General features: G+C 63.3%; 14 protein-coding genes. 9 read left to right on the top strand and 5 right to left on the bottom strand.

Annotated elements, in window-relative coordinates; all coding sequences use genetic code 11:
* Positions 1–145: 145 nt before the first annotated feature.
* Positions 146–1,264 carry a TRAP transporter substrate-binding protein gene (locus B9A15_RS09210; RefSeq protein ID WP_084409758.1) on the bottom strand — a complete coding sequence of 373 codons (1,119 nt, stop codon included), beginning with the start codon at positions 1,262–1,264 and terminating at the stop codon, positions 146–148.
* A gap of 349 nt (positions 1,265–1,613) precedes the next feature.
* Here B9A15_RS09210 and B9A15_RS09205 point away from each other — a divergent pair, with 349 nt between their 5' ends.
* From B9A15_RS09205 to pnp, 9 genes are all read left to right on the top strand, one after another.
* Positions 1,614–2,369, top strand: a complete 756-nt coding sequence (locus B9A15_RS09205; protein ID WP_084409831.1) for a gamma-glutamyl-gamma-aminobutyrate hydrolase family protein — start codon at positions 1,614–1,616, stop codon at positions 2,367–2,369.
* A gap of 349 nt (positions 2,370–2,718) precedes the next feature.
* Positions 2,719–3,156: a DUF2852 domain-containing protein gene (locus B9A15_RS09200; RefSeq protein ID WP_084409757.1), complete on the top strand. Its 438-nt coding sequence runs from the start codon at positions 2,719–2,721 to the stop codon at positions 3,154–3,156.
* A 249-nt stretch (positions 3,157–3,405) separates the two neighbouring features.
* Positions 3,406–4,260, top strand: coding sequence for a M48 family metallopeptidase (locus B9A15_RS09195; RefSeq protein ID WP_084409830.1), 855 nt, complete (start codon positions 3,406–3,408; stop codon positions 4,258–4,260).
* A gap of 354 nt (positions 4,261–4,614) precedes the next feature.
* A complete protein-coding gene (gene rbfA, locus B9A15_RS09190) occupies positions 4,615–5,043 on the top strand; it encodes a 30S ribosome-binding factor RbfA (RefSeq protein ID WP_084409756.1) in 429 nt (142 codons plus the stop codon).
* The gene (gene truB, locus B9A15_RS09185; RefSeq protein ID WP_084409755.1) at positions 5,043–6,029 is read left to right on the top strand and encodes a tRNA pseudouridine(55) synthase TruB; all 987 of its coding nucleotides are present in this window, start codon (positions 5,043–5,045) and stop codon (positions 6,027–6,029) included. Before rbfA ends, truB begins: the two co-directional genes overlap by 1 nt.
* Positions 6,030–6,170: 141 nt before the next feature.
* A complete protein-coding gene (gene corA / locus B9A15_RS09180; protein ID WP_084409754.1) occupies positions 6,171–7,262 on the top strand; it encodes a magnesium/cobalt transporter CorA in 1,092 nt (363 codons plus the stop codon).
* A 10-nt stretch (positions 7,263–7,272) separates the two neighbouring features.
* Complete coding sequence (locus tag B9A15_RS09175; RefSeq protein ID WP_084409753.1) at positions 7,273–8,199, top strand: alpha/beta hydrolase; 927 nt, start codon at positions 7,273–7,275, stop codon at positions 8,197–8,199.
* Positions 8,200–8,456: 257 nt separating this feature from the next.
* Positions 8,457–8,726: a 30S ribosomal protein S15 gene (gene rpsO / locus B9A15_RS09170; RefSeq protein WP_084409752.1), complete on the top strand. Its 270-nt coding sequence runs from the start codon at positions 8,457–8,459 to the stop codon at positions 8,724–8,726.
* Between the two features lie 370 nt (positions 8,727–9,096).
* Positions 9,097–11,238 carry a polyribonucleotide nucleotidyltransferase gene (gene pnp, locus B9A15_RS09165; RefSeq protein ID WP_084409751.1) on the top strand — a complete coding sequence of 714 codons (2,142 nt, stop codon included), beginning with the start codon at positions 9,097–9,099 and terminating at the stop codon, positions 11,236–11,238.
* A gap of 365 nt (positions 11,239–11,603) precedes the next feature.
* Here the strand turns inward: pnp and B9A15_RS09160 are convergent, their stop codons facing one another.
* The 4 genes from B9A15_RS09160 to pal all read right to left on the bottom strand — a co-directional run bounded on the left by B9A15_RS09160 (position 11,604) and on the right by pal (position 16,603).
* Positions 11,604–13,319 (bottom strand): methyl-accepting chemotaxis protein, encoded by a 1,716-nt coding sequence (locus B9A15_RS09160; protein WP_084409750.1) that lies wholly within the window; start codon positions 13,317–13,319, stop codon positions 11,604–11,606.
* A gap of 313 nt (positions 13,320–13,632) precedes the next feature.
* The gene (gene tilS / locus B9A15_RS09155; protein ID WP_170923222.1) at positions 13,633–14,937 is read right to left on the bottom strand and encodes a tRNA lysidine(34) synthetase TilS; all 1,305 of its coding nucleotides are present in this window, start codon (positions 14,935–14,937) and stop codon (positions 13,633–13,635) included.
* A 55-nt stretch (positions 14,938–14,992) separates the two neighbouring features.
* Positions 14,993–15,928 carry a tol-pal system protein YbgF gene (ybgF, locus tag B9A15_RS09150; protein WP_084409748.1) on the bottom strand — a complete coding sequence of 312 codons (936 nt, stop codon included), beginning with the start codon at positions 15,926–15,928 and terminating at the stop codon, positions 14,993–14,995.
* Between the two features lie 138 nt (positions 15,929–16,066).
* Positions 16,067–16,603 carry a peptidoglycan-associated lipoprotein Pal gene (gene pal / locus B9A15_RS09145; RefSeq protein ID WP_084409747.1) on the bottom strand — a complete coding sequence of 179 codons (537 nt, stop codon included), beginning with the start codon at positions 16,601–16,603 and terminating at the stop codon, positions 16,067–16,069.
* Positions 16,604–16,761: the final 158 nt, after the last annotated feature.

The raw sequence follows: 16,761 nt of genomic DNA, 5'->3' as shown, positions 1-16,761 counted from the left end.
TGTCGACCCGAAGGCCGCAAATTTGCCGTAATTTCACAAACGCCCTGCCGGAGAAGGGCTCCGGCAGGGCGCATGCCGGCAAAACAAAAAGGCCTCCGAACCCGCCGGGTTCGAAGGCCTTTCATTCATGCCACGGAGCAGACGATCAAAGCTCGCCGTTACGCTGCTTCACCATCATGAAGGTGTCGTAGGTGTATTCCGACAGCTGCGCCCAGAGATAGGCGTCGCGCTTGAAGGCCTTTTGGCTCTCAGCGATCGTCTTGTAGTCGGCATTGTTGGCCATCAGATCAGCCTCGACCTCGTTCCAGGCCTCGAAGGACGCGTCGAGGATTTCCTGGCTGAAAGGCCGCAGCTGCGTTCCGTTCTGCACTAGCGAGCGGATGGCCTTCGGGTTGCGGTAGTCATAGGCTGCGAGCATCGCCGAATTCGCCGCCTCCGACGCCGCGCGCAGAAGCGTCTTATAGCGCTCGGGCAATTCGTTCCACTGGTCGAGATTGACCATCAGATGAAGGGCCGCGCCGCCTTCCCACCAAGCGGGATAGTAGTAATAGGGGGCTACCTTGTAGAAGCCGAGCTTCTCGTCGTCATAGGGGCCGACGAATTCGGTCGCATCCAGCGTGCCGCGCTCGAGCGCGGCATAGATGTCGCCCGCCGCGATCTGCTGGGGCACGACGCCGAGCTTCTCGACCACTCGCCCTGCAAGACCCGCGATTCGCAGCTTCAGACCCTTGAGGTCCTCGACCGTATTGATCTCCTTGCGATACCAGCCGCCCATCTGAGCGCCCGTATTGCCCATCAAAAGCGCATAGATGCCCTTCTTGGCGTAGAAATCGTCGAGCAAAGCCTGACCGCCGCCATCAATGATCCAGGCATTGATCTGACGCACATTGAGGCCGAAGGGCACAGCGGTGCCGAGCGCGAATGCCGGGTCCTGGCCCCAATAATAATAGGACGCCGTATGGCCCATCTCGACCGTGCCGCCTGCGACTGCGTCATAGACTTGACCGCCCGGCACGATCTCGCCGGCGGCGAACATCTGGACCTCGAACTGGCCGTCCGAGGCCTCGGTGACGTAGCGGGCCATGCGCTCGGACGCACCGAAGATGGTGTCGACCGATTTGGGGAACGACGACTGGCAGCGCCAGGTGATCTTCGGGTTCGACTGGGCAATGGCGGGCGCCGCGAGACCGCCTGCGGCAAGGCCCACCGTGCCGGCTCCGAGCGCGCCCTTGGCCGCGCCCGAAATGAATTTGCGTCTATCCATGAACAATTCCTCCCAACTGCAATGATGACATGCGGCACAAAAAAGACCACGCCGCACCGGCAACCGGCTTTTCGCCCGCCTTTGGGAGCCAAGCTCTAAGGGCGCGATCGGGCGAAGACAAGCGGGAAGCGTCGATGTTTCAGTGCCTTTCGCCGGCCGCTTTCCCATTGCCTCCGCTCAAAGCGCCTGCTCCTCTCCCCTTAAACCTCGCCGCCTTCGCATCCTTCGCAGCCTTCGCAGCCTTCCATTCATGATGGGAGGCCGGATGATCGCAGATGCAATCACGATGCCGGCGGTGTAGGACGGGCCAACGCAACCGTCTCTCCTCAACGCCATTCCCGTGACCGTCATGCCGGAAACAACCTCTCCCATCCTCATCGCCGTCCCGGCCGACGTGAAGGCGGTCGAAAACTATCACTGGCACGCATCGCCCGACACCTATCTCAAGGCGCTCATCCGCGTCGCCAAAGCGGTGCCCTTGATCGTGCCGGCGCTCTCGGAGGAGTTCGACATCGAAGCCGTGCTCGACCGCATCGACGGCGTGATGCTCACGGGCTCGGCGTCGAATGTCCATCCCGATCGTTACGGCGTGCCACCGAGCGTCGCCCATGAACCTTATGATCCCGAACGCGACCGCCTGACCGAACGCTTGATCCGAGCAACGCTCGATCGTGGCCTTCCGCTCCTCTGCATCTGCCGGGGCCATCAGGAGCTGAATGTCGCGCTGGGCGGCACGCTTCATGCCGAGGTCCAAGAGATCGAAGGGCGCATGGACCATCGCGCGATCAAGCATCAGGAACAGCGGGAGCGCTTCGCCATCCGCCATGATGTGGCGATCGAGCCGGGCGGCGTGCTGGAGGAGATCGTCGGCGAGGGGCCGATCCGGGTCAATTCGCTTCATCGCCAGGCGATCGACCGGCTGGCCGTGGGTTTGCAGGTGGAGGCACGGGCGCCGGACGGCACCATCGAGGCGATCTCGGTGACGAAGGCACAAGGATTCGCGCTCGGCGTCCAATGGCATCCGGAATATTGGGCCGAGACAGATGCCGCCTCGGCCGCGATCTTCGAGGCTTTCGCCAGAGCCTGCCGCGAGCGCCGCAGTTGACTTTAGGGAAGACCCGCCGCTCGTGTCGGGTCTGAAGCGGCCTTGCCAGGAGCCTTCGAACAGGCGCTTGCCCCGACGCACTACGGCGGAAAAGAGATGTCCCCCGCGTTTGGACGCGACGCCGGAGGCGCAAGGCTATGGTGAGGCTTCATTCCAGGCCTTCGTCACGCGCCTTTCGCAGGCCCCTTCGATGCGACGAGAGGCGACGAGAGGCGCGCGATTTTTCCGCGTGAGCCAATTGAACTCCGCGATCAGACCCACCACATCTCAAGGAGTGAACAGAGTAGATCGTTTAGATCACCCGCGATGCTTGGCGTCGCGGCCCTCCAATGAAAGGAACGTGGCAAGAATGTCTTCGCAAGCGTTGATCCGTCCGGCCTGGACGCCGGCAACCATTGCTCTCATGGTCGGTGGTTTCTTCGTCTTCTGGCCTCTCGGCCTCGCCGTGCTGGCGTATATTCTGTGGGGCGACCGGCTCGAATCCTTCAAGCGCGATGTGAACCTGTCGACCGACCGCTTCATGTCCGGCGTCAAGCGCTCCGGCATGGGCAAGGGCTTCGGCTTCGAGCGCACCGGCAATGTCGCCTTCGACGACTGGCGTGAGAAGGAGCTTTCCCGCCTCGACGAAGAGCGCCGCCGCCTGAACGAGGCTGCCGCCGAGTTCGAGGAGTATGCCCGCGAGTTGCGCCGCGCCAAGGACCAGGAAGAATTCGATCGCTTCATGTCCGACCGCCGTCGTCGCGAGACGAACCATAGCGGCCCGGTCGTGGACGGCCAGCCGGCCTAATCCCGTGCGTTCGTTATCGGCGGCAAGCCTGGCAAACGCTCCTTGATCAGACCGACCATCCTCGCTTGACTTTTTAGGAACGGCGGCGCATCTCGCGCCGCCGTTTCGCGTTTTCGCGGAGGAATGACGGGGCTGGCGATGTCATTGAAATATAGCCGCGATTCGAGCAGCATCACGAGGCCTTGAGACAAAGTGGCGGAACGCTTTGATCGGCGCCGGATCGACGATGAGGGGATGCCGACAGTTTCGATGGCGATCGCATTTCGCAAGACGACGAGCACGAAGCGACCGAGAGCAGGCCTGTCGGGCGCAGAGCCGGTCCAATCGATCCATGTCGCCGGCCGCGATCTTCTCGTGACGGTTCGCCGCAATCGCCAGGCCCGCCGCCTCATCCTACGACTGGCGCCGGAAGGCGACGGCGTCCTCGTCACGGCGCCGCCCCGCGCCGGCACCCGCCAGATCGCGGAGTTTCTGGAGCGTCATCGCAGCTGGATCGAGGATCGTCTCGACGATGCCCCCCGCCCGATCGATATCATCGATGGCGCCATCCTGCCCTTTCGCGGTGCGCCTCTGCGCATCGTCCATCATGGCGGACGGTTGCGCACGAAGCTGAGCCCGGCACCGCTCGGCATCGACGCCGAGCCGGACGATCCGCGCCTCGTCGCGCTCTTCGCCGAGCCCGCGCGGACCGGCGCCGCCCAAGCGCTCTCGGAGCTTCATGTGGGCGGCGCGCCGGAGCATCTCGCCCGGCGGGTCGCCGATTTCTTGAAAGCCGAAGCCAAGTCCGCCCTTATGGTCGCCGTCGAGCGCCATGCCCAAACGGTCGGCCTGAAGCCGGCGGCCATGACGCTCAAGGACACCAAGAGCCGTTGGGGCTCCTGCACATCGGATCGCCGCTTGTCCTTTTCCTGGCGGATCGCCATGGCGCCGCCTGACGTCCTCGATTATCTCGCGGCCCACGAGGTCGCCCATTTCGTCGAAATGAACCATTCGGCGGCTTTCTGGGCACTCTGCCGCAAGCTCTGCCCCGGCAGCGAGGATGGACGGGTTTGGCTGAGGACCCATGGCGCCGTGCTACAAGCCGTGCGCGTTAGCTCGCGCTGATCCGAAACAGCCCTTCGCCACGGTTGACAATTTTGCGACGGCATTGGAGAAGGCCGGCCGGTGCTTACCCGTCCCTTGCCGAGTTCAGTTATCTGCCTCGAGCGCGGGATCGGGCCGGTCCGAAAGCCGCTTCCGGTTTTCCGAGTCCCAGCCTCGGCGGCAGCGAAGACGAAACACACGATCGAAGTCGAAAGCCGATCCGTTCGGCGGAGTTGGTCCCTTTAAAGGCTCGTCTGCTTGTTCAAGAGCGGGCCGAAAAGGGCGTTCGCCATTCAATGAGATGCCCGAGCGCCGAGGTTTTGGCACGAACGGCAAAACGAGACGATCAGACGAGAGGACAGCTTTTTTAGTTCCATGGCATCCCGCTCCCATCAAAAGCCCGGTTCCGGGCCCAGCCAACGCCAGCTTTCGGTCGGCGAAAAGGTTCGCCACGCGCTGACGGAGGTCATGCAGCGCGGCGAAATTCGCGACCCGCTGCTCGAAAAGGCCGTCGTCTCCGTGTCCGAAGTGCGCATGTCGCCGGATCTGAAGCTCGCCACCGCGTATGTGACGGTGCTCGGACAGGACGACGTCACGCCCTTCGTCGATGCGCTCAATTCCAATGCGCGATTCATTCGCGGCCGGGTCACGCCGGCGCTCAAACAGATGAAATACATGCCCGACATTCGCTTTCGCGAGGACACCTCCTTCGACAATTTCGCGCGGATCGACGCGCTCCTGCGCTCGCCCGAGGTCGCCCGCGATCTCGACGAGGACGAGACCGATGACGAGGAGACGAAGTGATGGCGCGCCGTGGAAAGAAGCCCAAAGGCCGGCCGATCAATGGCTGGGTCATTCTCGATAAGCCGAAGGGTCTCGGCTCGACCGATGCGGTCGCCAAGCTGAAGCGGCTCTATTTCGCTCAGAAGGCGGGCCATGCCGGCACGCTTGATCCGCTCGCCTCGGGCATGCTGCCGATCGCCTTTGGCGATGCGACCAAGACCGTTCCTTATGTAATGGACGGTCGCAAGACCTATCGCTTCACCGTTCGCTGGGGCGCCGAGACGACGACCGACGATACTGAAGGCCCGGTCGTCGAAAGCGCCGAGATGCGGCCGAGCGAGGAGGCGATACTCGATCGCCTGCCCGACTATATCGGCGAGATCGAGCAGGTGCCGCCGCGCTTTTCCGCCATCAAGATCGATGGCGAGCGTGCTTATGATCTGGCGCGCTCCGGCGAAGAGGTAGAGATCGCCAGCCGCATCGTCACCGTTCACCGGCTGGAACTCCTGGAGCGCCCGGACGACGACACGGCGGTTTTCGAGGCCGAATGCGGCAAGGGCACCTATGTGCGGGCGATCGCGCGCGATCTCGGCCGCGATCTCGGCTGCTTCGGCCATGTGATCGATCTGCGCCGAACCGCCGTCGGCGCCTTCGAGGAAGAGGACATGGTGACCCTCGACGAACTCATGGAGGCGGCCGACGAGGGCCGCGAAGAGCTCGATGAGGAACAGGTCGAGGCCGGCGCCACCGCACGCGTCACCGATTTCGAGCCGCTGGACGACTATGTCGTGGACGCGGCCGAGGCGCTCTCCGATCTTTACGAGGTCTCGCTATCGGAAGAACAGGCGAGCCGCGTCCTGTCCGGCAATCCGGTTCTCTTGAGGGGGCGTGACGCCCCGGCCTTTTGCGAAGAGGCCTTTGCGACCGGGCATGGGCGGCTGATCGCCATCGGCGCGATCGAACAGGGCTCGTTCCACCCGCGCCGCGTCTTTGGCGGACGCGGCTGAGCAAAATTGGGTCGGGCTTCCTACGAAGCGGCAACCACACGTCGCACTTGCAACCGGCCGCCCCTTTCTCAAGTTACCCGAGCGGCCGTCGCATAGACCCATGCGACGGCCGATTGCGTTGACGAGAGTGGTAAGCGTTCGATGGTGGCATTCCCGAGACTGAAAAAGAAGAAGCGTAGGCGAAGCACCCTGAATCGCTCCGGCGTCGGGGCGCCGCCCGGCCTTCTGGTGGCCGATCCCGAAGCCGTGCCGTCCCGCCTCTCGGTCTATGGAATCGGCGACGGGCGCTTTCACAAGCAAGTCGGCATCGATCTCGACGAGGCTCTCGCTCTGCGCACGGAATGGCCCGTCATCTGGCTTGATTGCTCGGGCCTCTCCGACATTGGCCTCGTGGAACGGATCGGGGCAGCCTTCAACCTTCATCCCCTCGCGCTCGAAGATGTGGTCAACACGGAACAGCGGCCGAAATGCGATCCCTATCAGGATCATGCCTTCGTGGTCGCTCGAATGCTCGATCCGACGGGGAATTCCGAACAGCTCTCGGTCTTTTTCGGCGAAGGCTTCGTCCTCACCTTTCAGGAGCGTCCGGGCGACGCCTTCGATCCGGTGCGCAAACGCATCGAGAAGGGCGCGCCGCGTCTCCATGCCGGCCATTCGGACTATCTCGCCTATGCGCTGATCGACGCGGTGATCGACGCCTATTTTCCGGTCGTCGACCGGCAGACGGGACGCATCGACGAATTGGAAGACGAGATCTTCGACGATCTCGACGCCGTTCAGGTGCCTGAAATCCATGGCCTGCGTCGCGACATGCTCAATCTGCGCCGGGTTCTGCGTCCGACACGGGACGCGCTCAACGCGCTGCTGCGCCTCGATCGTCCGTTTCTACGCGAGGAGACCAAAACCTATTTCGGCGATGTCCAGGACCATTGCGATCAGCTGATTGATCTCAACGACACCTATCGCGACACCGCCGCAGGCCTCATCGATCTACACATGACCTTATCGGCGGCCGCGACCAATGAGGTGATCAATCTTCTGACGATCATCTCGACGATCTTCATCCCCTTGGGCTTTCTGGCCGGTCTCTGGGGCATGAATTTCAATCCCGAGATCTCCGACTGGAACATGCCGCTCACCCAATCGCCCTATGGCTATCCCATCGCCCTTGCCGTTATGACCGTCATCGCCTTGGGGTTGCTCGCCTATTTCAAGAAGAAGCGCTGGATTTAAGGGAGGCAGCATGTTGAAGGACGATGCCAAGGCCGTGCTTGCCGATCTGTCGCGAAAGACCGGCGTCCAGGTGCCGCCCCGCGACGAGGCCCAGAAGCTTGAACAGGCGCGCGCTTTGACCGGCTCGCTGACCGACTATTCCGGCAACAGCCCAGGCGATGTCAGCGCGGAGGCTTTGGCGGTCGAGGGACCGGCCGGCGCAATCCCCGTTCGGCTTTATCGTCCCTCTAGCGAAGCGTCGCGGCTCATCGTCTGGTATCACGGCGGCGGCGCGATGGCCGGCTCGCTGGACAGCCACGACGTGGCATTGCGCCAGCTCTCTTCGTCCACTCGATGCGCCATTGCCTCGGTCGACTATAGGCTTGCGCCCGAACATCCCTCGCCGGCTCCGCAGACCGACTGCATCACGGCGACAACTGCGCTTCTGTCGAAAGCTGGCGATCTCGGATTCGATCCCGACCGCATTGCGATTGGCGGCGATTCCATCGGCGGCCTGTTTGCCGCCGTGACGGCGATCCATCTGCGCGAGGCGTGCGGGCCGATGCCGGAGGCGATGTTGCTGCTTTATCCGAACACCGATCTGCGCCCGGATCGGCCTTTCGCCTCGCTGAGAAGCGAGAGCGGCCATGTGATGACCGAGGAGTCGCTCGCCTATGAAAATGGGCTCTTCGTGCCCGACATCGCCGCCCGGTCCGACCCCATCGTCTCGCCCCTGCTCGCGCCCGATCTCTCCCGCCTGCCCCGCGCCCTCATCGTCACCGCTGAGCACGATCCCTTGCGCGACGAGGGCGAAGCCTTCGCGCAAAGACTGCACGAGGCCGGCAATGACGTCATGCATCATCGGTTCGACGGCATGATTCACGGCTTTCTGCAGATGGATGGCTGGATCGGCGAGGCGGGTGATCTGAGAAGGCTCGTCGCAGACTATCTCGCCTGACCGGCCTCCTCTGACGGCGTCAGATGGAACGGCGGACGATTGGTCGGCGCGTTGAGACGGGTCGCAACCCCTCGCTGTCGATTTTTCGCCGGGAACGCGCGGCGCGCCGCCCCCCTATCATTCCCCGTCGATATCCCTTATATGCACGGCATCCGCGCCGAGGGTCTCAAACCCTGTGACGCGCGGCAACGGCCCTCGCTGGACGACATCCCGGCCACGGGCGACACACCCACCCAACGACAACAGAAAGGGACCCGATGTCGATTACGGCTGAGCGCAAGGCGGAACTCCTCAAGGAATACGGCACCAAGGAAGGCGACACCGGTTCGCCCGAAGTCCAGGTCGCCCTCCTCACCGAGCGCATCACCAATCTCACCGAGCACTTCAAGGGCCACAAGAAGGACAATCATTCCCGCCGTGGCCTCCTGAAGCTCGTCTCGCAGCGCCGTCGCCTGCTCGACTATCTGAAGGGCAAGGAAGACGAGCGCTACCAGAGCCTGATTCAGCGTCTCGGCCTGCGCCGTTGACGCTTTGAGATCGAATGCCCGGCGGGTCCCTTGAAGGTCCCGCCGGTTTCGCATTCCGGCGGATGTCGTCTCGCAAGGGACGCCTTTCGCCGGAGCCCCCGCCGACCCATACAAAGGCGGTGCCGGCGCTGAGAAGCGACAGGCATGGCCGGGCCGGCGGATCCGCCGAACGGCGTCATGGGGCAGGATTGCAGACGGCTTCTTCTCCGGTTCGTCCCGGAATTGTCCTGAAGCCCTCCGTCGTCTTGCCCGTGACCCCTTCGCACGACCGATGTGCGATCCGACGATGATCCGTTTGACGACGTGAGGGCCCGCCGAAGAGCGGCGCGGCCGGTCGGATCGCCTTAAGACAAGAAGGCAAGACCTTATCATGTTCAATTCCCATCGCGTGGATGTCGACTGGGCCGGCCGCCGGCTCACCCTGGAAACCGGCAAGATCGCCCGTCAGGCCGACGGCGCCGTTCTCGCCACCTATGGCGAGACCACGGTCCTTGCGACCGTCGTTTCCGAGAAGCAGCCCAAGGCCGGCTTCGACTTCTTCCCGCTGACCGTGAACTACCAGGAAAAGGCCTTCGCGGCCGGTAAGATCCCGGGCGGCTATTTCAAGCGCGAAGGCCGTCCGTCCGAGAAGGAGACGCTGGTCTCCCGCCTCATCGACCGTCCGATCCGTCCGCTCTTTGCGGAAGGCTACAAGAACGACACCCAGGTCGTCGTCACGGTTCTTCAGCACGATCTCGAAAACGACCCTGACATTCTCGCCATGGTCGCGGCCTCGGCGGCCCTCACCCTGTCGGGCGTGCCCTTCATGGGCCCGATCGGCGCGGCGCGCGTCGGCTATATCAATGGCGAGTACAAGCTGAACCCGCATGTGGACGAGATGGACGAGTCCGCGCTCGACCTCGTCGTTGCCGGTACCCAGGACGCGGTCCTCATGGTGGAATCGGAGGCCCAGGAGCTTCCCGAGGACATCATGCTCGGCGCCGTCATGCACGGCCATAAGGGCTTCCAGCCGGTGATCGATGCGATCATCAAGCTCGCCGAGGTCGCCGCCAAGGAGCCGCGCGAGCATTCCGCGCCGGATCGTTCGGCTCTCGAAGGCGAGATGCTGCAGCTGGTCGAGACCGATCTGCGCGAAGCCTACAAGATCACCGACAAGCAGGCCCGTTACGGCGCCGTCGACGCCGCCAAGGCGAAGGTGACCGCGCACTTCCTGCCCGAGGGCGCGGAAGAGACCAAATACACGAAGGAAGAGGTCGGCGCGGTCTTCAAATCGCTCCAGGCCAAGATCGTTCGCTGGAACATTCTCGACACCAAGAGCCGCATCGACGGTCGCGACCTATCGACGGTCCGTCAGATCGTCGCCGAGGCCGGCGTCCTGCCGCGCACCCATGGTTCGGCGCTCTTCACGCGCGGCGAGACCCAGGCGCTTGTCGTCGCGACGCTGGGCACCGGCGAGGACGAGCAGTTCGTCGACGCCCTGACCGGCACCTACAAGGAGCGCTTCCTGCTCCATTACAACTTCCCGCCCTATTCGGTGGGTGAGACCGGCCGCATGGGCTCGCCCGGCCGCCGCGAAATCGGTCACGGAAAGCTTGCCTGGCGCGCCATTCGGCCGATGCTGCCGGCTCAGGAGCAGTTCCCCTACACGCTGCGCGCGGTCTCGGAGATCACCGAGTCCAACGGCTCGTCCTCGATGGCGACCGTCTGCGGCACCTCGCTCGCCTTCATGGATGCCGGCGTGCCCCTGAAGCGTCCGGTGGCGGGTATCGCCATGGGCCTCATCAAGGAAGATGAGCGCTTTGCGGTTCTCTCCGACATTCTCGGCGACGAGGATCACCTTGGCGACATGGACTTCAAGGTGGCCGGCACGTCGGAAGGCGTGACCTCGCTCCAGATGGACATCAAGATCCAGGGCATCACCGAGGAGATCATGAAGATCGCCCTCGAACAGGCCAAGGGCGGGCGCATCCACATCCTCGACGAGATGGCCAAGGCCCTCTCGGAGAGCCGCGCCGAGCTCGGCGAGTTCGCTCCGCGCATCGAGGTCATGCAGATCCCGACAGACAAGATCCGCGACGTGATCGGCTCGGGCGGCAAGGTCATCCGCGAGATCGTCGAGAAGACCGGCGCCAAGATCAACATCGACGACGACGGCACGATCAAGATCGCGTCGGCCTCCGGCAAGGAGATCGAGGCGGCCAAGAAGTGGATCCACTCGATCGTGGCCGAGCCGGAAGTCGGCGAAATCTACGAGGGCACCGTCGTCAAGACGGTCGAATTCGGCGCCTTCGTCAACTTCTTCGGCTCGCGTGACGGCCTCGTTCACATCTCCCAGCTCGGCGAAGGCCGGGTCGCCAAGACCACCGACGTCATCAAGGAAGGCGACAAGGTCTATGTGAAGCTCATGGGCTTCGACGAGCGCGGCAAGGTTCGCCTGTCCATGAAGGTCGTCGATCAGGAGACCGGCGAAGAGATCAAGAAGGGCAAGGATTCGAGCGAGGACGCGGCTTAAGCCCTTCGCTTGATCGCTCGGAACATCGAAAGGCGCGCTCCGATCGGGGCGCGCCTTTTTGGTTTGATCTGGGGTGGTTCAGAAGGCAGCTGCGGAGTCGAAGCGCCATCACCGTCCTCAACCGCCAAGCCATGGATGCCAGATCGACGGTGGTGGAAAGTTGCGCGCCCTTGAAAGAATGAAGGCATCGAGTGGGACGGAATGGCTCCTCGTGCTCTTCGAGCCCGAGGAAGATGACGAAGCGTCAGGGGAAGTGCTCCACGCATTCGAAGCCTACGGACGCCGCACCAATTCAGGATCGAGACGGAAGACGTGCGACACTACGACCACCGAATGCCCTGGTCTTCCCTCGCCGATAGAACCGATCAAGCCGCCCTCTCGTTACGCGCATAAGCGCCTCCCGCGACCGCTCGCCGCGCGGCGCCCGTTGCGGCGGCGTCGATCCCAAAGCGCGCCAGAAGCATCGTCATGCGCTCGGCTTCGACGCCGAGATTGGCGCAGGCGCTGGCCGCCTGCTCCACCATGGCGCCGTTCTGATGGGTTCCCTGATCGATCGTTTCGACGGCTCGCGTGATCTCGGACAGATTGACCCCTTGCGCCCGCGTCGTCTCAACGATGGCCGCGATCAACCGATCGACCTCGGCAACCGCCTCGACGATGCCGCTCAGGCTGGTTCCGGTCTCCCCGACGAGCTTCACCCCCGCCTTCACATGCTCGCCCGAGCGCTGGATCAGCGCGTCGATCTCCTTGGCCGCGTCGGCAGAGCGTTGGGCCAGCGCGCGAACCTCCTGTGCGACGACGGCAAAGCCACGACCGGCTTCGCCGGCGCGCGCCGCCTCGACCCCGGCATTGAGGGCAAGCAGATTGGTCTGGAAGGCGATTTCCTCGATGACCGAAACGATACGGGTAACCTCCGAAGAGGAGTTTGCGATCGCGCTCATCGCCGCCGTAGTGTTTTCGACGACGCGGCCCGAGGTCTGGGCATCGCTTCGCATGGCGGAGACGCGCTTGCTGACATCGGCAGCGCGCTTGGCGGACTCGTCGACCGCGCCGTAGAGTTTGGCGACCGCTGCCGAGGTCTCTTCGACGGAGCCGGCCTGCAAGCGTGTCCGGCTTGACAGGCCATTCGACGCATCGCTGATCTCCGCCGTCGTGGCGCGGAACGCCTTCGCGCTTTCGCCGACATCGGTCAAAGCGTCCCGAAGCATGGCGACGGCGTTATTGAAATCCTGGCGCACCGCTTCGAGCTCGGGCACGAACGCCGTCTCGATCGTCTGGTCCAGCTCGCCCTCGGCCAAACGCTTCAGGCCACCGGCAAGACTTCTCACCGCAGCGACACGGCCCGTGACGTCGGTGGCGAATTTGACGACCTTGAAGACGCGCCCCTCATCGTCCCGAATAGGGTTATAGGTCGCCTGGATGAAGACCTCTCGGCCGCCCTTGCCGAAGCGCAGGAACTCGCGGGCACAGAATTGACCCGCCGCGAGATCGCGCCAGAAGCCCGCATAGTCCTCGGACTTGGCGTAGTGGGCGTCGACGAACATCTTGTGGTGACGGCCGACGATCTCGTCTTCGCGATAGCCCATTGTTTGAAGAAAGTTTGGATTGGCCGAAAGGATCGTTCCATCAGGCAGGAACTCGATCACGGCCTGGGCGCGGGACAGCGCATCCAGCTTCCCGGCATCCTCCATCGCCTTGCGCTTTTCGGAGGTGATGTCGGCGGCAATTTTCACGACCTTCACACACCGTCCCCTGCGGTCGAGGATCGGGTTGTAGCTCGCCTGAATCCAGACCTCCCGTCCGTCCTTAGCGATGCGCTTGAACTCGCCCGACATGAAGCGCCCCTCGCTCAAGCTGCGCCAGAAGGTTTGATAATCCGGCGACTGAGCTTGCGCCTCTTGAACGAACATCTTGTGATGACGCCCGACGATTTCGCTCCGCTGATAACCGAGGGCCTGGCAAAAGTTGTCGTTGGCTTCGAGGATCGTGCCGTCTGGCTTGAACTGGATCGTGGCCATCGAACGGTCGAGGGCCTGCTGGATCGCATCGGAGTCAGATGGAAACGTCAATCGACTGAGCATGAAGCGCGCCTCGGTAAGGTGGAAGGATCGACGACTCAGGCCCTTGGCGTTCTCACGGAGAGCGTCGGCTGGCGTCCATGCGGCGAAGCTAAAACAAATCCGTTAAGAGATATCTCACACTTGAAGTACCAACAGGGGGATGAGAACGCCGCACTCCACCACGTTATAATAATTCTGTATTATTTTTTGGATCCCCGCTTTAAAGCGCACCTAAACTGTCCAGGACGAAGTGCCCGCAGGCAGGAAAATCATCACCTCGCCTTGCAATAATTCACAACCAAGCCATGCATAACTGCACTTTACTTGGCAGGATTTACCTCTGGGCATCAGCGTGCAGATCCGCGCCAAAACGCCAAGCCAAACGGCTGAAGGCGTTTGAGAAGCTAGGACGTTCGAGCTTATCGGCAAGAAGCGGATGGGCCGCGATCAACGCGCCGCTTCGATCGACGAGGCATGGCAGGGTTTTATCATGCAGGTTGCCGCGCCCCAATGCACCAAGCGGCAGGATCCAACCCGCCTCTTCCGCTTCCTCATCTGACAAGACGATGTCGAAACGCTCATCGAAGAGATACCGTCTTAAGCCATTCGAGACACGCACGCTTGGCGGGCCTTTTCGGCCAAACTCTCGTTCGAAGACGAGGGTGCCCTTGCGGGTTCCGGGACCTGGGGTGAAGGAGACCCGCGCTCCGCCAAGAGTGCGGACGAAAGCCACCTCACAGCCGTCGAGTGCGCGTTCGAGCCGCGTGACCTTGTCACGATCTGGCGCTTCAGGCGCACCGCCGGCTGCTGTCAGGAGGCGCGATAGGAGCGCCCTTCTCACCTCACGCTCGCCCGTCTCGAACGCGTCGCAATCGAGACGCACTCGTCCACTCACCTCGAAAACCAGCGCGCCCGCCGCGTCCAGCCAGGCGATCACAGCCGCCAGACGCCCCATCTCCTCGCGGCGCTGTTCGCAGGCTCGGACAATCGCCTGGTCGATCTCGGCAAGTTGCTCGACGTCATATCGCGCCAAATCCTCGCGAAGGGCGACGCGGGCAAATCGGCGATCTTGATTGGAAGGATCGGCCACCGCCTCGATCCCCTCTTTGCGTAAAAGCGCTGCAAGCCGCGCCGGATCGATCGACAGGAAGGGCCGCAAGAGCTTTACGCCAGGCGCCAGATCGCGCGCGGCGCGCATGCCGGCAAGTCTTGCGCCTTGATGACCCCGAGCCTTGGCGAGGCAATGGGTCTCGCGCTGGTCCTGACGATGATGGGCGACGATGACCGCGGAGGCGCCGATCTCTTCCGCATGGCTCGTCAGCAAGCGGTAGCGAGCGGCGCGCGCCTCTGCCTGAAGATTGCCGGTCCCGTCCCAGCCTGTCCAGGAAAGCGTCTGATGCGGGATCGCCCAAGCGCGGCAGAGTTTAGCCACATAACGCGCTTCGCAGGCCGCTTCCGGGCGCAATCCGTGATCGACGGTCGCGGCCGCAAAGCACCAGTTCGGGTTCTGGGACAAGGCGGCAAGACGCAGGAGCGCGAGCGAATCCGGCCCACCGGACACGGCGATAAGGAAGGAGTTTGGTTTTGGGGGAGGATTGCCCGGAAAGCAGGCGGATAGAAGACTCGAAAATTCGGTCAAGCTCAGCGGCCGATCATCGCGCCCTGGCGACACGGCGGGCGCTGAGACTGAAATCTCAGCACTTGGCCTTGGACTGCTCTTCGGAGAGCTTGCGGCGGACATTGTCGCTCATATCCGGGTATCGGCTCGCCACCTCGCGAAAGGTGACACAGGCCGTGTCGCGATTGCCGAGAGCGGAGAGGGACATGCCGAGCTTCAGCATCATGTCCGGCGCCTTGGTCGCGTTCGGGTGGGCCTTCTGGCCTTCCAGAAAGACCTCCGCCGCATCGGCATAGCGCTGCTGCTGGAACAGGCTCTCACCGAGCCAATATTGCGCGTCCGCTATGTCCGGAGCGTTCGGATAGGTCTGCACATATTGGCGAAAGGATTGTTCGGCGAGTTCGTAGTCGCCGGCCAGAAGCTGGTCGTAAGCTTCGCGATAGACCCCTTCGGAAGCGCCGTTTCCGGCTGTCGAAGGAACTGGCGTTTGATCGGCGCCGCCGGCTGCGCTGAAATCGGGGTTTTCGAGAATGCCAGCGATATCGTCCCCGCTCCCGACATCCGCGCCGCTGCCAGCTTGCGCGGTGTCGGAACCGCTCGCAGACCCGAGATCGAGGTCGCCGCGCTGCTGCGGCAGGCCATCGCCAGAGCCGCCCGAACCGGGGCCCTGTTCCAATTCCTGAAAACGGAACTCGTTGTTTTCCTGCGCGCGGCGCATGTCTTCCTGAGCCTGAAGGAGCTGGAAACTCAGCTCTTCCACGCGCCCGTTCAGACGACGCACCTCTTCCTCGAGCCTTTGCAGCCGGGTCAGGACATCGCTCGCCTGCGCCACGCGCATCGGCGTCTCTGACGCCTTCGCTCCGCCCATCAGGTCGGACAGAGAGATCGTCCCCCGCGCAACCACATGCGAGGACGCGTCGAAGCCTTCCGAACGGGGTAAGGCCCAAGCCCCGCCGGATGTGGCGAGGAGCATGGCCCCTGAGACCGCAAGAAGGAGCGAACGACGGATCATGCCGGAAACCTCATGCTGAAGAACCGATCGCCGGCCGTGATCGCGTCACCGACGGCGCGCCGGCCAGCGCGCGAGGGTTGTTTAGCACGGAAGAGCCTTGGCGGTGCAAGCCCTGCTTGCCACCAAGGCCTTTCGCCATCAGCTTCCGGCGCCGCCGAGAACGGTCACGGCACGGCGGTTCTGCGACCAGCAGGAGATGTCGTCGCAGACCGCGACCGGCCGCTCCTTGCCGTAGGAAATGGTGTTGATGCGATTGCGCGCAACGCCGAGCTGGGAGAGGTAGTCACGGGTCGCCGCCGCACGGCGGGCGCCGAGCGCCAGATTGTATTCGCGCGTGCCGCGCTCATCCGCATGACCTTCGACGGTGATGGCATATTGCGGATACTGGTTCAGCCACTGAGCCTGACGCTGGAGCGTCTGCTGGGCATCTGCCCGGATCGACGAGGAATCGGTGTCGAAGAAGATGCGGTCGCCCACATTCACCGTGAAATCCTGGGAGGTTCCGGGCGCGGCATTGCCGGCGCCATAACCGCCCGCACCGCCGGCGCCGGACAGGCCGAGGCCCGCAGCGTTGTCCGGCAGGGCGTCCTGCTTGTTGGCGCAACCCGCCGCAAGGAAGCCGGCCAGAAGCACGACGACGAGAGGATTGCGGATGAGGCAAGAGAGACGGCCCATGGCCAACTCCTTAAAAACTGTTGGTCGGTCTTTGCGACGGGTTTACCGTCGCCACACTTAACACCTCGTGAAGAAAGACTTTTTTCGTCTTTTCCTCACGCATGCGTGACCCGCCGCCTCTCATCCGTCGCCGATCGATTCGGCAGCGGTGCCGGCCC

This window comes from Fulvimarina manganoxydans (assembly GCF_900176465.1).
In the GTDB taxonomy this organism is placed as follows: Bacteria; Pseudomonadota; Alphaproteobacteria; order Rhizobiales; family Rhizobiaceae; genus Fulvimarina; species Fulvimarina manganoxydans.
This window is presented reverse-complemented; position numbering and strand designations above follow the sequence as displayed.

Bases quoted from the DNA above. Each gene is read 5' to 3' on its own strand.
- B9A15_RS09210 (WP_084409758.1), bottom strand. From the start codon at position 1,264: ATGGATAGACGCAAATTCATTTCGGGCGCGGCCAAGGGCGCGCTCGGA.
- B9A15_RS09205 (WP_084409831.1), top strand. From the start codon at position 1,614: ATGCCGGAAACAACCTCTCCCATCCTCATCGCCGTCCCGGCCGACGTG.
- B9A15_RS09200 (WP_084409757.1), top strand. From the start codon at position 2,719: ATGTCTTCGCAAGCGTTGATCCGTCCGGCCTGGACGCCGGCAACCATT.
- B9A15_RS09195 (WP_084409830.1), top strand. From the start codon at position 3,406: ATGGCGATCGCATTTCGCAAGACGACGAGCACGAAGCGACCGAGAGCA.
- rbfA (WP_084409756.1), top strand. From the start codon at position 4,615: ATGGCATCCCGCTCCCATCAAAAGCCCGGTTCCGGGCCCAGCCAACGC.
- truB (WP_084409755.1), top strand. From the start codon at position 5,043: ATGGCGCGCCGTGGAAAGAAGCCCAAAGGCCGGCCGATCAATGGCTGG.
- corA (WP_084409754.1), top strand. From the start codon at position 6,171: ATGGTGGCATTCCCGAGACTGAAAAAGAAGAAGCGTAGGCGAAGCACC.
- B9A15_RS09175 (WP_084409753.1), top strand. From the start codon at position 7,273: ATGTTGAAGGACGATGCCAAGGCCGTGCTTGCCGATCTGTCGCGAAAG.
- rpsO (WP_084409752.1), top strand. From the start codon at position 8,457: ATGTCGATTACGGCTGAGCGCAAGGCGGAACTCCTCAAGGAATACGGC.
- pnp (WP_084409751.1), top strand. From the start codon at position 9,097: ATGTTCAATTCCCATCGCGTGGATGTCGACTGGGCCGGCCGCCGGCTC.
- B9A15_RS09160 (WP_084409750.1), bottom strand. From the start codon at position 13,319: ATGCTCAGTCGATTGACGTTTCCATCTGACTCCGATGCGATCCAGCAG.
- ybgF (WP_084409748.1), bottom strand. From the start codon at position 15,928: ATGATCCGTCGTTCGCTCCTTCTTGCGGTCTCAGGGGCCATGCTCCTC.
- pal (WP_084409747.1), bottom strand. From the start codon at position 16,603: ATGGGCCGTCTCTCTTGCCTCATCCGCAATCCTCTCGTCGTCGTGCTT.